At 38.3% G+C, this 20338-nt stretch carries 15 protein-coding genes and 2 pseudogenes; 11 read left to right on the top strand and 6 right to left on the bottom strand.

The genetic code is table 11. The annotated features are described in order from the left end of the window. The first annotated feature begins 121 nt into the window (after window positions 1-121). Window positions 122-2281, top strand: coding sequence for a site-specific DNA-methyltransferase (locus A0F92_RS00395; RefSeq protein ID WP_068240494.1), 2160 nt, complete (start codon window positions 122-124; stop codon window positions 2279-2281). 195 nt (window positions 2282-2476) lie between these two features. Here A0F92_RS00395 and A0F92_RS15380 read toward each other — a convergent pair. Next, window positions 2477-2755: pseudogene (locus A0F92_RS15380) on the bottom strand (integrase core domain-containing protein); the annotation flags it as partial. Window positions 2756-2941: 186 nt separating this feature from the next. Between A0F92_RS15380 and A0F92_RS00390 the strand changes: the two are divergent. Together A0F92_RS00390 and A0F92_RS00385 are read left to right on the top strand one after the other, a co-directional pair. Then, complete coding sequence (locus A0F92_RS00390) at window positions 2942-3289, top strand: DUF3024 domain-containing protein (protein WP_068240492.1); 348 nt, start codon at window positions 2942-2944, stop codon at window positions 3287-3289. 364 nt (window positions 3290-3653) lie between these two features. Then, the gene (locus A0F92_RS00385; protein ID WP_068240489.1) at window positions 3654-4139 is read left to right on the top strand and encodes a nuclear transport factor 2 family protein; all 486 of its coding nucleotides are present in this window, start codon (window positions 3654-3656) and stop codon (window positions 4137-4139) included. A gap of 278 nt (window positions 4140-4417) precedes the next feature. Here the strand turns inward: A0F92_RS00385 and A0F92_RS15990 are convergent. Further along, window positions 4418-4606, bottom strand: a pseudogene (locus tag A0F92_RS15990) (integrase core domain-containing protein); the annotation flags it as partial. A 302-nt stretch (window positions 4607-4908) separates the two neighbouring features. On the opposite strand from A0F92_RS15990, the gene A0F92_RS00375 reads away from it, so the two are divergent. From A0F92_RS00375 to A0F92_RS00355, 5 genes are all read left to right on the top strand, one after another. Continuing rightward, window positions 4909-5589 (top strand): SDR family NAD(P)-dependent oxidoreductase, encoded by a 681-nt coding sequence (locus A0F92_RS00375; RefSeq protein WP_068240485.1) that lies wholly within the window; start codon window positions 4909-4911, stop codon window positions 5587-5589. A gap of 161 nt (window positions 5590-5750) precedes the next feature. Continuing rightward, window positions 5751-6371, top strand: a complete 621-nt coding sequence (locus tag A0F92_RS00370; RefSeq protein WP_068240483.1) for a class I SAM-dependent methyltransferase — start codon at window positions 5751-5753, stop codon at window positions 6369-6371. Window positions 6372-6745: 374 nt separating this feature from the next. Further along, window positions 6746-8773: an FAD-dependent oxidoreductase gene (locus tag A0F92_RS00365; protein WP_068240481.1), complete on the top strand. Its 2028-nt coding sequence runs from the start codon at window positions 6746-6748 to the stop codon at window positions 8771-8773. Window positions 8774-9139: 366 nt separating this feature from the next. Continuing rightward, complete coding sequence (locus A0F92_RS00360) at window positions 9140-10357, top strand: DegT/DnrJ/EryC1/StrS family aminotransferase (RefSeq protein ID WP_068240479.1); 1218 nt, start codon at window positions 9140-9142, stop codon at window positions 10355-10357. A 9-nt stretch (window positions 10358-10366) separates the two neighbouring features. Next, window positions 10367-10822 carry a hypothetical protein gene (locus tag A0F92_RS00355; protein ID WP_068240477.1) on the top strand — a complete coding sequence of 152 codons (456 nt, stop codon included), beginning with the start codon at window positions 10367-10369 and terminating at the stop codon, window positions 10820-10822. 12 nt (window positions 10823-10834) lie between these two features. Here the strand turns inward: A0F92_RS00355 and A0F92_RS00350 are convergent, their stop codons facing one another. Continuing rightward, window positions 10835-11122 (bottom strand): hypothetical protein, encoded by a 288-nt coding sequence (locus A0F92_RS00350; protein WP_068240475.1) that lies wholly within the window; start codon window positions 11120-11122, stop codon window positions 10835-10837. Window positions 11123-11287: 165 nt separating this feature from the next. On the opposite strand from A0F92_RS00350, the gene rpoN reads away from it, so the two are divergent. Together rpoN and A0F92_RS00340 are read left to right on the top strand one after the other, a co-directional pair. Then, window positions 11288-12778, top strand: a complete 1491-nt coding sequence (gene rpoN, locus A0F92_RS00345) for an RNA polymerase factor sigma-54 (RefSeq protein ID WP_068240473.1) — start codon at window positions 11288-11290, stop codon at window positions 12776-12778. Window positions 12779-12785: 7 nt separating this feature from the next. Continuing rightward, window positions 12786-13454 carry a hypothetical protein gene (locus tag A0F92_RS00340; protein ID WP_068240471.1) on the top strand — a complete coding sequence of 223 codons (669 nt, stop codon included), beginning with the start codon at window positions 12786-12788 and terminating at the stop codon, window positions 13452-13454. A 97-nt stretch (window positions 13455-13551) separates the two neighbouring features. Here A0F92_RS00340 and A0F92_RS00335 read toward each other — a convergent pair whose 3' ends face one another. The 3 genes from A0F92_RS00335 to A0F92_RS00325 all read right to left on the bottom strand — a co-directional run bounded on the left by A0F92_RS00335 (window position 13552) and on the right by A0F92_RS00325 (window position 17568). Next, entirely contained in the window at window positions 13552-14010 is a 459-nt protein-coding gene (locus A0F92_RS00335) for an OsmC family protein (protein ID WP_068240469.1), read from the bottom strand. A gap of 19 nt (window positions 14011-14029) precedes the next feature. Further along, a complete protein-coding gene (locus A0F92_RS00330; RefSeq protein WP_068240467.1) occupies window positions 14030-14938 on the bottom strand; it encodes a cation diffusion facilitator family transporter in 909 nt (302 codons plus the stop codon). Window positions 14939-15225: 287 nt separating this feature from the next. Continuing rightward, window positions 15226-17568, bottom strand: coding sequence for an efflux RND transporter permease subunit (locus A0F92_RS00325; protein ID WP_068240567.1), 2343 nt, complete (start codon window positions 17566-17568; stop codon window positions 15226-15228). A gap of 177 nt (window positions 17569-17745) precedes the next feature. Between A0F92_RS00325 and A0F92_RS00320 the strand changes: the two genes are divergently transcribed. Then, on the top strand, window positions 17746-20338 hold a 2593-nt coding region (locus A0F92_RS00320; protein ID WP_167516653.1), incomplete at its 3' end, for an Ig-like domain-containing protein.

Raw genomic sequence — 20338 nt, 5'->3', positions numbered from 1 at the left:
AAAAAAATGGCGCATAAATAAACAAATAATTGAAAATCAAACAGTTATTATAGGCCGATGCAGGTGAAATAAACAGCAAAAAGTCTATAATGGCGCATAAATAAACCAAAAAAGCAAACACATGAATTTGAACGATACGGATAAAAACCGAATCATTGAACTGATAAAGGCAGGTGAAAAATTGCCAAAGGAATTCATTTACAAACTTTTTGCTGATGAAGAAGATGTTTTCTTGTTCTGGAACGGAAGAAAAGAAGAAGTAACCAATATTGCATTGCCTTTTCACAGCATCGAACACATTGACGAGCCACGCAAAGAAGCAAAAAAGCAAGGCGACATGTTTGAACTGTTTGACACCCGTGGCCGTCAACTCAAAGGCTGGACCAACAAACTGATTTGGGGCGACAACAAATTGATACTTTCTTCATTGGCCAATGGCCCTATGCGGGAGGAAATAGAAAAAGAAGGAGGATTAAAACTCATTTACATTGACCCACCTTTTGCCGTAGGTGCTGACTTTGGTTTTAATATCGAAATCAATGGCGAAAAAGCAGAAAAGAAACAAAGTATTATTGAAGAAATTGCCTACAGGGATACTTGGGGTAAAGGCATTTCATCATACTTGTCAATGATGTATGAAAGACTTAAACTGATGCATAACCTATTGGCGGAAGATGGCAGTATTTATGTGCATTGTGATTGGCGGGTAGTGGGTTTTCTCAGATTGATTTTAATGGATGTCTTTGGAGAAGATAACTTTCGTGGTCACATAATCTGGCGTAGTATGACACCTTCTGGATTTAAAGGACAAACAAGCCTTGGCAGAAGTCATGACGATATTCTTTATTTTTCAAAATCAGATAAGGTTAATTATAATCCGCAGAAAATACCATATACCAAGGAATATCTTAGAGAGCGTTTTAACAAAGTAGACGAAAAAGGAAGATTCTTCAAGGATGAAAAGATTGGAACCGCAACTACAGAAGAAACTATAGAGCGTTTAAGAAAAGAAGAAAGAATTTATATCACAGGAAATGGGAAACTTAGAATTAAACACTTTCTAGATGAAGCTGATGGATATTACATGGATGATGTTTGGTCTGACATATCCCATGAAAATTCTCAGTCAGAAATAAGAACAGGCTATGCCACCCAAAAACCCGAAGCCCTTCTAGAACGCATTATCAAAGCTAGCAGCAACGAAGGAGATTTGGTAGCCGACTTTTTTTGTGGCAGTGGAACTACCGCTGCTGTAGCAGAAAAATTAGGCAGAAAATGGATTACCACAGATTTAGGTCGTTTTTCCATTCATACGGCACGTAAGCGTTTAATTGGTGTGCAGCGCGAATTACAGGCAAGTGGTAAAGATTTCAGGGCATTTGAAATTCTCAACCTTGGCAAGTATGAAAGGCAGTTTTTTATGGACGACCTTACCAACGGCAAACGCAAAGCCAAAGAAGATTTGTATGTGGATTTGATTTTGGAAGCCTACAAAGCCAAACGAATTGCCGGTCATAGCACCCTGCACGGTCAAAAAGCGGGTAGGTTTGTACACGTTGGGCCCTTGGATGTTCCGGTTACACAAAGCAGATTGATTGATATTTTTCAAGAATGCCGCAAAAATCTTTATACCCAGGTAGATGTGTTGGGCTTTGAGTTTGAAATGGGCTTAACACCCCAGTTCATTCAGGAACTCAAAGAAAAAGGCGTTTCCATTACCTTGAAATACATTCCCAAAGATGTGTTTGACAAGAGAGCCGTTGAGAAAGGACAAGTAAAATTCTTTGATGTGGCCTATTTAAACACCAAAGAAAAAATTAAAGGAAAATCTATCACAATAGAACTTACGGATTTTGTAACGCACTATACACAAGATGACATTGAAGAGCTGCAACAAAGTATGCGTGCTGGTAGTCAAGTGGTGATTGAAGATGGCCAGATTATCAAAGTAGAAAAAGATAAAAACGGAATCATCACCAAAACCATTCTAACCAAAGACTGGCACGACTGGATTGACTATTGGGCAATTGACTTCAACTACGAAGACAAAAAGGAAATCATAAAAATCAAAAACGATTCTGGCGAAACCGAAGAACAATGGACAGGCAATTACCTGTTTGAAAATGAGTGGCAAAGTTTCCGCACCAAGAAAAATCCTAACCTTGAATTTACTAGCATTACGTATGAATACAAGCAAGCAGGCAAATATAAAGTGATGGTTAAAGTGGTTGACATTTTAGGAATTGACACAAGCAAGATTATTGAAGTGCATATCAAATGAAAATTGGAAGCATTAGCTAAAAGACTTTCAAAAGCGACTAATTTAGGACAACTTTTTCCAAGCGTTTCAACCTTGTCCTTTACTCAAAATGGTTATGACCCTTTATTGGACTTGCGAATCGCTAAATCAGAAGGTGTGTAGGCTCCCCATTTTTAGTACAGTTCAAAAGTAGCATAATTTTTCATGTCAATTGTGTTAGTGCAATCTATTGGGCGTAGTGAAGCGAAGCCCAATAGATGGTTGATTTTTTTCTCTATACTTTTTTGGCGACATGCCACCCGGCGCATCATGCGGCCGTGTAGTATTGTAATCGTGAACCCATACCTGGGTTAGTTCTCTTACTTCATCAATTGTATCAAACCAATAAGCATCTAAAATACAGGTCCGGTATGTTTTATTAAACCGTTCTACATAGGCATTCTGGGTGGGTTTACCGGGTTGTATGTATTTAAATTCGATATTATGGGCATTACTAACTCCGTGTTCACGGTTGTTTTTTTATGCTGATTGGCCTTGATTATACTCTTTTAAAATACTGGCAATTGTTTGGGGCCTGAATGTACTTTTTTTCATCATTAAACGTTTTAAAGTTACATTTTTTGTCTACTTATAAAACGTACTATTTTTGAGGGAGCTTACACAAAATTTAATTAATTAAATATGGCAATTGACATTTTACAGACATTAGATGTTATTGAAGTGATGGAAAATTTCATTTCAAGGAAAAGACCGCCAGAACATTTAAGAAACCAATTGGATATTGGATATAAAATTGAAGACCAGAGCATCATTATTTTTGAAATCAGACCACAATGGAATAAGCCAGAGATAATTCTTGAACATCCGTTTGCAAAGACAACATTTGTAAAAGCTAAAAATAACTGGAAAGTGTTTTGGATGAGAGCAGACTTGAAATGGCATAGCTATTCACCAAAGCCAACTGTGAATAATTTACAAGAATTTACTAAACTTGTTGAAGAAGATAAACATCATTGCTTTTTGGGATGAGTGAATCGCCAACGCACCAAGTCAGGCACATTTTGCAAGGTACACAAAGCAGACACACAAAACCTAACCTTGCAAAGTAGCCTGCCTTGTTCCCAAGCTTCCGGGACACACCCTGCCACGGCGGACACAGACAAAAAGTTTGAAGTACCGAGACGAAGGGAGAACACATAACAGGGGGTTTTATGCTATGCTGGCAGACGTAGTAACAATGAGCTGCATATCGCTATCAGCTAATATCCGGCTGACGAATTTCTATTTAGCTTTTTGTTGTTAACTTCAACTTCAGTTTTTCAAATCGGCAGTGGTACCGTGCTGAACATTCAATGAATACCGGCACTGCATAGAGCCCTGTCCGCTGTGGGCAATGGCATCTCAACCAAAATTAAAAACTGAAAATATTGTGACCATGTTAAATCTAAAATTTGCCAAACTGGGACAATTTGCATTGACTTTATTCCTGTTTTCATCTTGCGGCACCAAATTGCACGACAGAAAAGAGATTGAACTATCCATGCAAAAGTATGACCAACTTATCCAGAAGATGAACGAAGATTCCATCGCAATGTTATACGCCAAGGATGGAGATTTGGGACAAATGGCGCATGGCCGGGACTCCATCAGGAATTTTTTGGCGACTTTTAAAAATTATAAAGTCTTAAGCCAATCTTCAACCACAGATTCCATAACAATAGTTGGTAATTCAAGTATTCAAATTGGTAAATATCGACAAGTTGTAATAACTCCTGACAATGACACTGTAACGGTTAAAGGTGAATATAAAGCGAATTGGATTTGGGCTACCGAACAAGGCTGGTTAATCAAAAAAATGGAAACAAAGCCGTTGAAATGACCACTGCCCACAATAACTAGGCGTTCGTGTTGCCCGAAGGGCAAGACATGAACGCCTCTGTTGTACGGAACCGGGCAATTAGATTATCAATGGATTTGTCGGGGTGTTGTTATGGAGTACAAAGCAAGCGGAGAGCTTGTGTAGGCCCCCATTTTTAGTACAGTTCAAAAGTAGCATAATTTTTCATGTCAATTGTGTTAGTGCAATCTATTGGGCGTAGTGAAGCGAAGCCCAATAGATGGTTGATTTTTTTCTCTATACATTGTTGGCTACATGCCACCCGGCGCATCATGAGGCCCTGTAGTATTGTAATCGTGAACCCATACCTGGGTTAGTTCTCTTACTTCATCAATTGTATCAAACCAATAAGCATCTAAAATACAGGTCCGGTATGTTGTATTAAACCATTCAACATAGGTATTCTGGGTAGGTTTACCGGGTTGTATGTATTTAAATTCGATATTGTGGGCATTACGAACCCCGTGCTCACGGTTGATTTTTTCTGCTGATTTGCCTTGATTGAACTCTTTTAAAATACTGGCAATTGGTTGGGGGGCCTGAATGTACTTTTTTTTATTATTAAACGTTTTAAAGTTATACATTTTTTGTCTACTTATAAAACGTACTATTTTTGGAGGAGCTTACAAACAAACTACAAAAAAATATTATATTAAATAAGAATGGACATTCATGTTGCATTTTCGCAATATTCTCAACTTAAATGAAACCATTGCAACAAAACTATACCTATATTTGAAAGGAAAAAGTTATGCCATCTAAAACAGTGTTGGTAACCGGTGCTGCGGGTAATTTGGGAAAAGCAGTGGTTCAACAATTTGCCGCAAATGCTTACAATGTGTATGCATTCGTACACAAAATACGCGGAAACGATGCCACACTTCAGCCGAATATTACACCAATGGAATTAGATTTATTGAATGAAGCCGCTTGTAGCGAAAGCGTACAGCATATTGCACAAAGCAATAGCAGTATTGATGTGGCGGTACTAACAACAGGTGGTTTTGCAATGGGTACTATTGCAACCACCGATATAAAAGCTATTCAGCAACAGATGCAGTTAAATTTTGAAACTGCATATAATATGGCAAGGCCTGTTTTTTTACAAATGATGCAGCAAAAACACGGACATCTTTTTTTTATAGGTTCAAAAGCAGGGTTAAATACAACCCAAGCAAAGGATGTTACGGCTTATGGTTTATCTAAATCATTGTTGTTTCGGTTGGCCGAAATAATGCAGGCTGAAGCAAAAGGAACGGATGTATTAGTTTCTGTAATTGTACCCAACATTATAGATACACCTCAAAATAGGGCAGATATGCCGGATGCCGATTTTTCTACATGGACAAAACCTGAAGCCATTGCAACTACTATATATGAAAGTGCACCTGCCCCTAATAGGAATGAACAGGGAATGGTGATAATGGTATAACAATATAAGTTCAGGATGATAGTACTTTAGAAGCGGTTGTTTGTATAAAAAGCAATGACACAAGCCCTCTATTCGGATGCTGTTGGTGCTACTTGTATTTACAAGTTTTATCTGTAACTTTTCTCACAAAACGTGTAAATTAATATCCTAAAGTTTGCAGTATGGAACAATCTATTCAAAAACACTGGGATACAGTATACCAAACAAAGCAACCTCATGAGGTTAGCTGGACACAGGAAGTGCCCAAAACATCACTTGATTTTATACATTCGTTTGGTGTGCCTAAAACGGCAAAAATGATTGATATTGGCGGTGGCGACAGTAATTTGGTAGATTATTTGTTAGAAGAAGGTTTTGAAAATATTACGGTATTGGATATATCTGCTCAGGCACTTGAAAAAGCAAAGAAACGTTTGGGCGATAAGGCGCAAAAAATTAATTGGGTAGTGAGCGATATTACTGCATTTAAGCCGGATACAACTTTTGATATATGGCACGACAGAGCAACTTTTCATTTTTTAACGACCGCTGAGCAGGTTGCCAGATATTTAGAAACAGCAAGAACTTCAGTGTCAGGTTATATGACAATTGGTACTTTCTCTGATAAGGGTCCGGAAAAATGTAGTGGCCTGCCAATTAAACAATACAGCGAAGCAGCGTTAACCGCTGAACTTCAAAATGGCTTCGATAAAATTCGTTGTATCACAGAAGACCACATTACACCCTTTCATACCAAACAAAATTTTCTTTTTTGTAGTTTCAAAAGGAATATTAATGCCTGATTAAAGTAATGATAGTCAGTTAATGTATATTATAACTAAATATCATAAAATAAATGCCTCTGATTTTAGAAAAAACTGCATACTATTATTGATATAATATATTCGTTTGTTGTAAGCTGCATCAAACAAACTTTTTAAAAAAGCAAAGATTGCAGAATTTTTAAATCCAGCTTAATAAAAAATGAAGCCAATAGTAACACTACGGATGGCCTTCATCCCACACCCGATGGCTACCGTGTTGTAGGGTTGGCGGTATATGAGAGCATTATTAATCATCCGTTTCCCCGAAAAAAAATTGTATGCTTTGGTGACAGCATTACCTTAGGTGACAAAGGCGATCATAACTATCCTTCTTATCTCAAAAAATTATTATCATGAATCATTGGCTTATTCAACGGCATTTTTTTTTATTATTGCTTTCTGCCTCCTTTGTGTGTAAAACTGCAACAGCCCAGTTGGTAACAAAGGTAGATGTGTGTGTCTATGGAGGAACTTCCGGCGGGGTGATAGCAGCCTACACAGCAAAGAAATTAGGTAAATCAGTTTTGCTGATTGAACCGGGAAAACATTTAGGTGGATTAACATCCGGTGGATTAGGATATACCGATATTGGAAATAAATATGCTATCACCGGCTTATCAAGGGATTTTTATCGTCGCATTGGACAGCATTATGGGAAATTTGAACAATGGGTTTTTGAGCCACATGTAGCAGAGCAAACTTTTCTCGGTTACATCAAAGCAGCTAATGTGAAAGTGCTATATCAGCATCGTTTAGTATTTGTAAAAAAAGAGGATGGGTTGATTAAACAGATAATTATTGAAAATTCAGATAAACCTGGCAACACGTCTTATCATATCGTCAAAGCAAAAATGTTTATTGATTGTTCGTACGAAGGTGACCTTATGGCAAAGGCTGGTGTATCTTATTTTATAGGGCGGGAAGCAAATAATTTGTTTCACGAAACCTACAATGGTGTGCAGTTAAGAGATAAGCACCAGTTTCCTAATGGGGTGGATCCCTATAAAGTGCCCGGTAATCCTTTCAGTGGATTGTTGTGGGGAATAAGCAGCGAGCCTTTGCAGCCTCAGGGCAGTGGCGATAAAAAAATACAGTCCTATACTTTCAGGGTTTGCCTTACTAATAATCCAACTAACCTTCTTGAAATAACTAGGCCACATAATTATGACTCATCACGATATGAATTACTACTTCGTTATCTTGAGAAAAAACCTGCAAAAGATTTAGGATCATTTCTGAAGTTCGACATTATACCGAACAATAAAACAGACATTAATAATAACGGCCCTTTCTCAACCGATATGATTGGCATGAATTACAACTACCCTGAAGCCGATTTTGCAACACGGAGAAATATCCGGCAACTGCATGAAGAATATGTAAAGGGCTTGCTGTACTTTATTGGGCGCGATAAACGAATGCCTGAATATTTAAGAAAGTTGATGTTGCAATGGGGGTACCCCAAAGATGAATATACCGACAATGGAAACTGGTCGCCGCAAATGTATGTACGTGAATCAAGACGAATGATAGGCGAATATGTAATGACACAAGCCAATTGCGAAGCTAAAGAAGTAGTTAGTGATGGTATTGGAATGGCTGCATACACTATGGACTCGCACAATTGCGAACGGATTGTTGTAAATGGCATGGTTAAAAATGAAGGAGATGTACAGATTGGTGGCTTTGGCCCTTACCCAATATCTTATCGTTCTATTATTCCCAAATCTAATGAATGTAAAAATCTATTGGTGCCGGTTTGTTTGTCGGCCACTCATATTGCTTATGGCTCTATCCGAATGGAGCCAGTGTTTATGGTTTTAGGTCAATCTGCTGCTGTTGCTGCTGTGTTGGCTATTGAAAGTAAAAAATTTGTTCAACAAATTGATGTAAAAAAATTGCAGCAAATTCTTATAACCAATCCCTTGGCAAATAATAGTACTCCTGAGATTTTGATAGATAATGATGATATAGCACATGTAACCGTAAACGGAAATTGGGCAACACAACGAAATGACTGTTATGGTGCTTCTATGTTTACAGATGATGGAAAAAGCAGCTCAATAAAATCAGTGCAATTTACTCCATACATTATTAAAAATGGGAAATATAATGTATATGCTTATTTCCCAAAATTGTCTAAGGCAACATCAAAAACGTCTATTGTTGTTTTTGATGGTAAAACAAAAAAAGAAATAATTGTGAAAGCATCTGATATACAAGTAGAAGGCCAGACTTCGGGAGAATGGGTAGCATTGGGAACTTATGTATTGTCGCACGGGAAAAATGGATATGTAGAAATTTCTACCAAAATGTCTGATGGGATTACAGTGGCAGATGCAGTGTTGTTTGTGCCTGTAAATAGTGTATTGCCAAATTGAGGAGAGTTGTTAAAATAGTAATTTTTTTTAGAATAGTCAATTATTTATTCTGCAGGTGAGGTGGAAACGGTTTAAGGATAGAAATGAACACTTAAGGGATAGTGTACTGTTTTCTTCATTAAGGATTATATTTTACTACACACCTTGTTCACCAAAAATATCTATAAAACAGATCAACATACTGAGTTATTGCTCTTTAGGATGGTTGTTCTTTTGTTATTGTATTAAGGAAAGGAATCTTTTGTCTTCGCATAAAATGTTAAGCTTTTGATATTGCAGAAAGGCCTCTTTTCTACAAAATATTCCATCCCGCAATATTTTTCTACCTTTGCCCCCAACAATTGACTCATCTTTAAAAATTTGTATATGCCCGGTTTTGAATTATTTGGGGAAGAAGAAAGAAAAGAAGTGAATGAGGTACTGGAAACAGGTATCCTGATGCGGTATGGATTTGATGGCCCGAGAAAAGGAATTTGGAAAGCAAAGGAGTTGGAAACAGCCATTACCCAAACCTTTGAATGCGGTTATGCACAATTAACCAGCAGTGGTACTGCAGCCTTAACTACCGCCATGGCAGCATTGGGTATAGGGGCAGGCGATGAGGTAATTATGCCCGCTTTTACTTTTGTGGCCAGTTTTGAAGCGGTATTGAGTGTAGGCGCCATTCCGGTGTTGGTAGATGTGGATGAAACCCTTACCCTAAACCCGCAAGCAGTAGAAGCCGCTATTACCCCGGCAACCAAATGTGTAATGCCCGTGCACATGTGCGGCAGTATGGCCGATTTAGAAGCATTACAACAAATTTGTAAAAAACACCAACTCATTTTATTGGAAGATGCCTGCCAAAGCATTGGTGGTACTTATAAAGGTAAAGCCTTAGGTACCATTGGCCATGCAGGTACTTTTTCGTTCGATTTTGTAAAAACAATTACCTGTGCTGAAGGTGGTGTGGTAATGACCAATGATGCTACCATTTATGAAAAATGCGACGGTTATACCGATCATGGGCATGATCATAAAGGGGTAGACCGTGGTGCCGATGAACATCCTTACTTAGGTTATAATTTCCGCATTAGTGAATTGCATGCTGCCGTTGGCTTAGCGCAGATCAAAAAATTATCGCGCTTCTTAGCTATACAACGCAGTAACCACGCACAATTAAAAAGCATTTTAGAAAAAGTAACTGCCATTCAGTTTAGGCAGGTGCCTGATCCTTCGGGCGATAGCTGCTCTTTCCTCAGTTGGTTTTTACCTACGGAAGCCATTACCAAGGCCGTGGTAGCCGAAATGAAAACCCAAGGCATATTGGCCGGTAATTTTTACTGGTTCGATAATAACTGGCATTATGTACGCAAATGGCATCATTTAAAAAATGTAGCTGCATTAAATCCACTGAATGAAGCACAACAAAAGGCATTGCAACACATCAAAATGCAGGATTTTTCTGCCAGCGATGCCGTGATGGGCCGTTGTATTTCTACTGCTATCAGCATGTTATGGACACCCGAACAAATTGCCGAAAAAGGGCAGAAAATGGTAGCGGCTATTGAAAAGGTTTTACAACAACATCAGGTGAATGCTTAAATTATCAATATGCCCCAATTTCCATTTAAAGGCAGTGTAATGCCCGGCTGGCAACGTAAATTATTGTATGCCATTATTGTACTGAATATTGGTTTTTTAGCATTTCAGTTAGCGGTATATGTAAACAGCCGTCAAAAAAGCAGCCTCTTTACTATGCTGTATGCACTACTATTGATTGCATACTGTATATTACGCTTACGAAGTACTAAAACGCCACGTTATTTTATTACAGTAGATGCAAATGGCATTGCGTGGAATTACCCATTCTTTGCGGCTCCTGAAAAAATAAACTGGCAAAACTTACAGACCATTCAAATAGAAGCCAATAAAATAACCCTACAGCCTACATTAGGCGAAGTTGCTACGATTGATTTGCAGCCGGGTTTTGATGTGCCGATTATTCAATCTATCAAAACAGAAATAGAAAAACAAGCGAAAGCCAATCATATTCGCATTCAATTTTAACCTTGGAATGGATTAATGAAGTTTGCCTTCTAATCGATCTACATAGGGTACACTGCCTAAACGAAACTTGAGGGGTAATTTTGTTTTTTGCTCAAATTTCCATTCTTCACGGCAAAAAAAAGGCAAATGCCGGGTATAGTTATTGGGCTGAAGGCGGAAGGGTATTGTTGTAGCCGTACTGTCTGTATATGTAGTTGTGGTAAGGGTTGCAGGTGCTTGTGCACATATATGTATGCTGCCAAATAACATGAAATTGGTTATTAAAAAATTGATTATTAAACCGGATAGTTTCGTAGCCATGATGGGTGCATTGTTCGTAAATTTACAGCGTTATTGTGGATGCTGCAATTTCTGTTGAGCCGAATAGCGAACAGAACTTTGTAGTGTGCAACGCAACCGGTGTAAAATAGTAGTGCAGGCGCCGGTAACATAAAATAAAAATTATTAGAGGAAGAAAAAAAGATTATGGCATTAAGTCAGGGTTTACATCAAAAATTATTACAAAAATTATCGCCCCAGCAAATTCAGTTGATGAAATTGTTGCAGGTGCCTACAGCCTATTTGGAAGACAGGATTAAAGAAGAGTTAGAAGAAAATCCTGCGCTTGAAATGGAAGAAAATGAACATGAAGAAGGGATGGAACCGGAACTGGAGGATGAGTTTGACAGCAGCAATGAAGAAGATTTTGAAAAAGACGGGAGTGAGGATGAATATGAAAATTTGGATTTGAGTGAATATGTGGCGGATGAAGATGGTGAAATTGCCGACTATAAAATGAAGGATGAAAACTATCCTGAAATGGATGATGGCAAAGTAATACCCATTAAAAGTGAAACCAGTTTTTATGAATTATTGGTACAGCAATTAGGGTTGCTGCATTTAGATGAAAAAGATTATAAGATTGCCGAACAAATTATTGGCAGTTTGGATGACGATGGCTATTTGCGGCGTGAACTTTCGTCAATAGTAGATGATTTGGCTTTCAGGCAAAACATTACAACTACTGAAAAAGAAGTGGAAGAACTGATTAAAAAAATACAGCAATTTGATCCGCCCGGTGTGGCAGCCCGCGATTTACAGGAGTGTTTGCTGTTGCAATTGGAAAGAAAAAAGAATGACGGCAAGTCGGTTACGTTAGCCATTGAAATTTTAAAAAAATATTTTGATGAGTTTACCAAAAAGCATTACGAAAAAATTCAGCGGGGGATGAATTTAACTGATGAAGCATTGAAAGAAGTGATACAGCAGATTATTAAATTAAACCCTAAACCCGGCGGCGATGCCGGTGAAATGAATAAGGTTGACAGTTATATTATTCCCGACTTTTTTATTTTTAACAATGCAGGCAGGTTAGAGCTGAGCCTGAACAATAAAAATGCACCGGATTTACGCATTAGTGATACCTACCGCGAAATGATGCGGGAATATGAACGTGGTAGTAAAAAAGATAAGCGCCAAAAAGAAGCGATATTGTTTATTAAACAAAAAATAGATGCGGCCAAATGGTTTATTGACATGATTAAACAAAGGCAGCAAACCCTGGCGGTAACCATGGAAGCAATTATGAACCACCAGAAAGATTTTTTTTTAACGGGCGATGAAACCAATTTAAAGCCCATGATTTTAAAAGATATAGCTGAGAAAACCGGCCTCGATATATCCACTGTTAGCAGGGTAGCCAACAGTAAATTTGTGCAAACAGAATTTGGCACCTACCGGTTGAAATATTTTTTCAGTGAAAGTTTAAGTACCGATAGCGGTGAAGAAGTAAGTACCCGTGAAGTGAAAAAGATATTGAGTGATTTGATTGAAGGAGAAGACAAGCGCAAACCACTGAGCGATGAACAATTAACTGATCTGCTGAACCAGAAAGGTTATAATATTGCCAGGCGTACCGTTGCTAAATATCGGGAACAATTAAACGTACCGGTAGCCCGTTTGCGTAAACAATTATAATTATAATATGATAGCAGAAAATATTCAGGAAAAATTAAGTACTCCGGTAAAAAGTTTATGGCTGGTATTTCCGGCTAAAGTTTTATCTTATTTATTCCATCCCTTGTTTATACCTACCTACTTTTTTCTGTATTTGGTATATCGCTTTCCATTTTTATTTACCGATATAACAGTATATCAGTTAAAGCTAAAAGTGTTTAGTGTATTTTGGATGACAGCTTTCTTCCCGGCATTTGCTGTGTTTTTATTGTATAAATTAAAATTCGCATCCAGTATTTATTTGCGAACTGCAAAAGAGCGTATTGCACCGTATATGATTACCATGTTTTTTTACTGGTGGATGTATTACCTCAGTAAAAACATGACCAACCAGCCGGAAGCGTTACAGTATTTTTATTTTGGCATTTTCATTTCTACCTCTATCGGATTGGTGATTAATAATTTCATTAAAATTAGTTTGCATGGTATTGCCATGGGAAGTTTATTAGCCGCCATGATATTACTTTCTTTTTTTTACCAAACGCCCATGGGTTTGGCCATCAGCATTACAGCCTTACTCACCGGAATGGTAGCCACCAGTCGCTTAATTGTTAGCGACCATACCACACAGGAAGTATATGCCGGCTTGTTATTGGGCATTGCCTGCCAGTTGATAGGTTACTTCTTTGCTATGTAGCTTTTATTACCACATATATTAGGGGGTAGCCACGAATTATGCTAATGCACACGAATGGTGGGGTGAATAAATATTCGTGCATTCGTGGCAACAAAATTTATGCATTTGTGGCTTGAACAAGGATAGTAGGCATCATGGTAATTTTTGATTTCACGGAATTAGAAATTAAACAAGCAGCCTCTGATTTTTGAAGTACCCTTTCTGCTCTTTCCCGGTCTTTTTCATCGGTAATGGTTACTGTGGGTTCTAATACCACTTCACTCATCATAAATTTACCATCTACCTGTTCTAATTTTCCTTTTGACCGGCAACTGAAACCTGTATAGGTTAATTTTGAATTTTCAGCGATGGCCAAGAAAGTAGTCATTAAGCAACTGCTTACGGCTGCCGTAAACAAATGTTCAGGCGACCAAATGCCGGGCATGCCTTTTGGGAAATCGGGTGGGGTAGCCACTTCAATACAACTGCCGGCTTCTTTGTTTAGTTCGGGTGAACACATGATACCTTTGCGTTCTGAATTCCAGTTCACATCTACCTGATAATAATGTGCTTCCATGGTATTTGTTTTTTATTTTTTAAATTTCTTCTTTACAATTTTCACAATCCATTTCAAATTCCAATGTGCTGTGTTGAATATTTGCATGTTCCAGTTCGTGCCGGATGGCTTCTTTTATAGTGGTGATGGTAGCAATGCTGGCAGAATCTGCCACTACAATATGTGCCGTTAATGCATTGTAGGTAGTACTGATGGCCCATACATGTAAGTGATGTACACTTAAAACGCCGGGAACGGATTCTATTGTTTTTTGAACATTGGCCAAATGAATGCCTTTGGGTACTGCATCGATCGATAAATTGAAACTGTCTTTCAATAAATTAATAGTACTGAATAAAACAACAATGGCAATCACAATACCAATAGCTGCATCGAGCCAATACCAACCAGTATATTGAATCAATATACCTGCAATGACCACACCCAATGAAACCAAAGCATCTGCAGCCATGTGCAAATAAGCCCCTTTAATGTTCAAGTCTGTTTCTTTTCCTTTTAAAAATAACAGTGCAGTAGTTGCATTGATCACAATACCAATGCCTGCCACCAATGCCATATTTTCTCCATTAATAATTTCAGGGGTTTTAAAACGGGTAATGCTTTGCCAAATAATAGTTGCCACTGCAATCAATAATATAACGGCATTGATGAGCGATACCAATACCGTAGATTTCCGATATCCATACGTAAAGGTTGCTGTGGGTTTCGATTGCGCTAATCGATAGGCCAGCATGGCCAAAAACAAACCGGCTACATCACTCAGGTTATGTCCGGCATCCGACAGCAATGCCATAGAGTGATAATAGAAACCGCTGACTGCTTCCACTATTACAAATAAGGTATTCAAAACAATGCCAATCCTAAAAGCCCTATTCAGGTTACTGATGGTATTGGAATGGTGATGCGAGTGATGGTGATGGTCATGCATTTTACAAATGTTTGTGGGTAATGCGTGGCAACTGTATGGTGGTATAAATTTCTGTATTTTATTTAGTGTAATAAAAATTGTTTTGTAAGTAATATTCATTACCTGTCACCCTTCTCAATGTATAATCTCCAAAAAGTATAAAATACTTTAGTGAAAATTTCATTTTCAATACATGTGCTGTTTCATCCATTTCGGGATGCATTTTATTGAACCAATCTTATGCAATAATTGATTCAACTGATGATTACACTATACTTTAAATCTTGTAATGGGCGAAAAATATTTTCTTAGCAAGGATTTACTTCCTTCTTTTTCTGGTCTTTTTTTGCCACACTAATTAAAAGTACCGGCAATAAAATTAAATTGGTAAGGGTACCCATTACCAATGTAAAGGAAGTTAACCAGCCCAATACCTGCGTGCCGCCAAAATTGCTGAAACAAAAAATTACAAAGCCTGCAATTAATACCAGCGAGGTATAAATAATACTTACACCGGTGTATCGAATGGTTTGTACAATGGTTTGTTTTACCTGAAAATTATAATGGGGTAACTCTTGTTTAAAATTCACCAAAAAGCGAATGGTAACATCAATTACAATGCCCAATGCTACACTGAAAACCAAAACGGTAGAGGGTTTGATGGTAATATTCAGCCACCCCATTAGTCCGGCTGTAATGACCAATGGAATGAGATTGGGAATTAAAGAGCAGATTAAAATGCGCAAGGATTTAAAGAGGATAAACATGGCAAGGGCTATTAATAAAAATGCCCAGAAAATACTGTCTTTTAAACCATTGATAATAAAGCTGGAGCCTTCTAAAAAAGTAACACTGCTGCCTGTAAAAGTGATGGTATAATTGGTCGTATCAAAAATTTGATCCGCCTTTTGTTGGAATTGGTGAATGAGTTGTTGTAATGCAATACTGCCTACATCTTTCATATTCACACTAATCCTTGCTTTCTCTTTTTCGGAATCCATAAAACTGTTCATCAGTTTACTGAAACCGGTTTTGTTATGGGTATCAGTCTTTGCCCTTAAATAAGGAGCCAAAAAAATCATATCACTTTCATAAGGAACGGTATAACTGGCGCTATCGCCATCAAAATAAGCCTGCTTGGCAAATTTCAATCCCTGCACAATAGACAGTGGCTTGGCGGTGGCCGGGTTTTGGGCAATGTACTGCGAGAATGCATCTATTTTTTGCAATGGCCGGGTAGAGCGGACTAAACCCATTTTCTTTTTGGTATCTACAATAATTTCCAAGGGCATAATACCTTTAAAATTATTTTCAAACCATTTCAGGTCGGTGTATATTTTATCTTTTTTAGGAAGGTCATCCACAATATAACTTTCACTTTTTAACCGGAAGATGCCTGCAATGGCAAACAAAGTAACTGCAATGGTTACGGCATATACCCAACGGGAATGGTAAAGCGCCCAACGTTCAATTCCTACCAATATTTTTTCTAAAATTTTATTATCTAAATAGCGCACATGTTTGGCTTGTGGTGCGGGTAAAAAACTGAGTATAATAGGAATGAAAACCAAAGAAATAAAGAACAAGGCCATGATATTAATACCGGAAACCACGCCAAACTCTTTCAACAACTGACTTTTGGTAAGCGCAAAAACAGCAAATCCAATGGCGGCAGCCAGATTGCAGAATAGGGTAACAATGCCCATACGGCCAACCATTTGAATCAGTGCCTTTTCCTTATCGCCTGTATCTCTAAAGGCCAAATGGTATTTATTAAGAAAGTAAATACAATTGGGTATGCCAATTACAACAATTAAAGAAGGGATTAAAGCTGTTAATAAGGTGATTTTATAACCTATTAAAACCATGGTGCCGAGTGTAGTAATCACCCCGAAGCCAACTACCAGTAAACTCATAATAGTTGTGCTCAATGAGCGGAAGAACAGGAATAATGTAATGGCAGAAAGCAAAAATGAACCATAAATAAACCAGTTCATCTCCTGTTTAATGCGGTTGCTGATGATGGTTCTAATATATGGTAATCCACTTAAATGTGTTGCAATACCGGTTTGTTGTTGAAAGGCATCTACCTTATTCTGTATGCGCTGAATTAAAAACGTGCGGGCCTTGCTGTTAACGGAATCATTATTCAGCGTAACGGCCATTAAATAAGCATGGGTTTCCGGATTATACAACAGATTGCGATAAAATGGCAGATTGTTGAATTGGTTTTCATCCTTTGTTAAGGCATCTTGTGTGGTATAAGGATAATGAAATATTTTTTTTGGAACTAAGGCTTCCGTGACACTGTCTTTTACAAGATTAAAGGCGTCGGGAACGCTCAAAACATTTTGTACTGCCGGAATGGTTTTTAATGCTTTGCCTAAGTTGGTTGCTGCATTAAAAAGTTTTGGGGTATAAAAAGCACTGTCTTGTATACCAATCACCATTACACCACCATCACTGCCAAAAGTTTTTAAAAATGCTTCATATTCCTTATACTTTTGGTTATTGGTGGGAATGGCTTTGGTAAAATCATAACTCAACTGCACTTTTGAAGCCTGCCAGCCCATAAAGCCAATTACTAACAACAATACAAATAACAATACAATTCTATACTTAATAATAAACTTACCTAATGAGTACCACATGTGGTTTGGTTTGATGATTTCCGGTTCTGCAAATAAATAAAATAAAACGCAGACTGAAACTTGTAGTACAATATTTACATGACTTGTAGCCATTTACATACACTTTGATTAAAATATAGAAATGATAAACTTTCGTTAAAAGACGGTTGTATATTAGTGTTGCAATTCCAATTTTCTATGAAGAATACCACACGCATAATGCTATGGGTATTTGCCACACTTGCAGGATTTACCCAGGTACAATCACAAACCAGTGGCTTATGCAACAGCGCAGCTTTAAAGCCTGTGTTTATTCAGGATTTTGGAACTGCAAGTTCTCCAACTGCTACTTCAAAAGCTGCCCCCGGTTCAACCAATTATACTTATGGAAATGTAGGTACCGATGGAAATTATATTATTACTCCATTTGTACAAAATGCCAATAAAAGCGACTGGGCAAAGGGGGGCGACCACACCGGTAATACCAATGGTAATATGTTTTTAGTGAATGCCGGAGGTAATAATTCCATTTATTTCAGAGATACCGTCAGCAACTTATGTGATGGCTCTGTTTTTAACTTTTCTGCCTGGTTAGCCAACGTTAATTCTCCAAATACGCAAACAGTTTGTGGATCAGGACTGGTTTATGCCAGGGTAATTTTTAATGTAAAGGATTTGAATGGGAATATTTTAGGTACCGTAACAACCGGTAATTTGCCCTTGTCTCCCACAGCCGGTCCGTTAAACTGGAACCAATACGGCTTTCAGTTTGCATTACCTGCTGGAATGAATACGTTGGTTTTAGAAATGGTGGATTATTATGGAGGCGGTGCACAATGTGGTAATGATTTGGCATTGGATGATATTTTGTTTACTGCCTGTACCCCCAATGTAACGGCCAATATTACAACAGCTAATTCGGTTTGTGTGGGTAGTACAGCCAATATAGTGGCTTCATTGGTCAACAATCCTTTCACAGCACCTGCTTATCAATGGCAAAAGAGTACGGATAATGGTACTACCTGGAATAATATTGGTGTGCCGGTAAATACCAACAGTCTTACCATTAATAATGTGCAATTATCAGATGGTGGTTTATATAGGGTATTGGTTGGCCCTAATGCAGCCAGTTTAAATAGTGCATCTTGTATTACAGCTTCCAATAGTATACAATTATCTGTTCATCCCATTCCTATAGTAAGTGTTCAGTCCAATAGCCCTTTGTGTGCCGGGAATACACTTTTTCTTTCTTCAACAGTTAATGGGAATAACAATTTTGTAAATAATAGTAAAAAGAATAACAATGACAACGATGACAATGATAAATCAAAAAATAATAATTCTAATACTTACTCATATTGGTGGAATGGTCCGAATGGATTTACCTCAACCTTAGCGAATCCCTCTATTGCCAATGTTACCACTGCAGCAAGTGGTAGTTATCTGCTAACACTTACCGATAACTATGGGTGCAGTAATACTGCACAAACCAATGTTACCGTTAACCCTTTGCCAGTTATTGCTCCTATTACAGGTGATTCCGGAACATGTGCAGGTACTACTGTTCAATTAACTACCACCACAAAAGGCGGTAACTGGATCAGTAGTAATACCGCTGTGGCAACTGTTGATAATACCGGGAAAGTAACTGCCATTAGTGCTGGCAGTACCACCATTACTTACACCATGACCAACCAGTTTGGTTGCAGTAATAGTGTAAATAAATCATTTACCGTAAACAGTGTGCAAATGCCCCCGGCAGTCGCCGATTGTAACAATGGCACTATTAAATTTAGTGATGCCCCCAATATGCCCATTTATGGAAGTAGTTCCGGAACCTATTTATGGACAGTAACCGGTGGCGGTGCGAAATTTTTAGCCGGCACTTCCAATACCAGTCGTTATCCACAAATTAAATTTGATAATAATTCTGTTGATACGGTTACGGTAGCCTATACCGTAAATGGTATTACCTGCAGTAGCACACAGATTTTATATATCCGTTCTACTATGCCCATTAGTGGTGGGGCAGATACACTTTGTGCCGGCTCTACTGCAACATTTGTAAATCCGGTACCCGGCGGAACCTGGAGTTCATCTAATACAGGAGTAGCCACTGTTAGTCAGGCAGGCATTGTAACTGCAATTGCTGCAGGAACAACCACTTTAAGTTATACGAATGCATGCGGACAAACTGTAACAAGAAATATATTGGTTCAGGCTAAGCCGGTAGTCAATCCTATTCAAGCATCTGCAAATGCGGTTTGTATGGGAAATACTTTAACCGTCAATACAACTTCCGTAGGTGGTGTTTGGATGAGTAGTAATACACAAGTGGCAACCATTGATAGTATCACCGGCGCGGTAACCATACTCCAGCCGGGTACTACTACCATTACCTATACCCTTCAAAACAAATGTGGGATTGCCAGTCAATCCGTTACCGTTACCGTGAATCCCTTACCGACTGTACAACCCATTGATACCAAAGGCGGACAAGTTTGTGCAGGCAGCAGTTTAACCGTAAGCGATGCGACTCCCGGTGGTGTATGGAGCAGCAGCAATACAAGTGTTGCTACGATTGATAACAGTGGGAAAATCACCGCCATTGCCGCAGGCACTACTACCATTACGTATACCGTTACCAATGGCAGTGGCTGTAGCACCAGTGTAAGTGCACCCATCACTGTGAATCCCTTACCGACTGTACAACCCATTGATACCAAAGGCGGACAAGTTTGTGCAGGCAGCAGTTTAACCGTAAGCGATGCGACTCCCGGCGGTGTATGGA

The organism is Hydrotalea flava (assembly GCF_001623405.1).
GTDB classification, from domain to species: domain Bacteria; phylum Bacteroidota; class Bacteroidia; order Chitinophagales; family Chitinophagaceae; genus Hydrotalea; species Hydrotalea flava.
This window is presented reverse-complemented; position numbering and strand designations above follow the sequence as displayed.

Coding starts and splice junctions, on each gene's coding strand:
- A0F92_RS00395 (WP_068240494.1), top strand. CDS start 122: ATGAATTTGAACGATACGGATAAAAACCGAATCATTGAACTGATAAAG.
- A0F92_RS00390 (WP_068240492.1), top strand. CDS start 2,942: ATGGCAATTGACATTTTACAGACATTAGATGTTATTGAAGTGATGGAA.
- A0F92_RS00385 (WP_068240489.1), top strand. CDS start 3,654: ATGGCATCTCAACCAAAATTAAAAACTGAAAATATTGTGACCATGTTA.
- A0F92_RS00375 (WP_068240485.1), top strand. CDS start 4,909: ATGCCATCTAAAACAGTGTTGGTAACCGGTGCTGCGGGTAATTTGGGA.
- A0F92_RS00370 (WP_068240483.1), top strand. CDS start 5,751: ATGGAACAATCTATTCAAAAACACTGGGATACAGTATACCAAACAAAG.
- A0F92_RS00365 (WP_068240481.1), top strand. CDS start 6,746: ATGAATCATTGGCTTATTCAACGGCATTTTTTTTTATTATTGCTTTCT.
- A0F92_RS00360 (WP_068240479.1), top strand. CDS start 9,140: ATGCCCGGTTTTGAATTATTTGGGGAAGAAGAAAGAAAAGAAGTGAAT.
- A0F92_RS00355 (WP_068240477.1), top strand. CDS start 10,367: ATGCCCCAATTTCCATTTAAAGGCAGTGTAATGCCCGGCTGGCAACGT.
- A0F92_RS00350 (WP_068240475.1), bottom strand. CDS start 11,122: ATGGCTACGAAACTATCCGGTTTAATAATCAATTTTTTAATAACCAAT.
- rpoN (WP_068240473.1), top strand. CDS start 11,288: ATGGCATTAAGTCAGGGTTTACATCAAAAATTATTACAAAAATTATCG.
- A0F92_RS00340 (WP_068240471.1), top strand. CDS start 12,786: ATGATAGCAGAAAATATTCAGGAAAAATTAAGTACTCCGGTAAAAAGT.
- A0F92_RS00335 (WP_068240469.1), bottom strand. CDS start 14,010: ATGGAAGCACATTATTATCAGGTAGATGTGAACTGGAATTCAGAACGC.
- A0F92_RS00330 (WP_068240467.1), bottom strand. CDS start 14,938: ATGCATGACCATCACCATCACTCGCATCACCATTCCAATACCATCAGT.
- A0F92_RS00325 (WP_068240567.1), bottom strand. CDS start 17,568: ATGTGGTACTCATTAGGTAAGTTTATTATTAAGTATAGAATTGTATTG.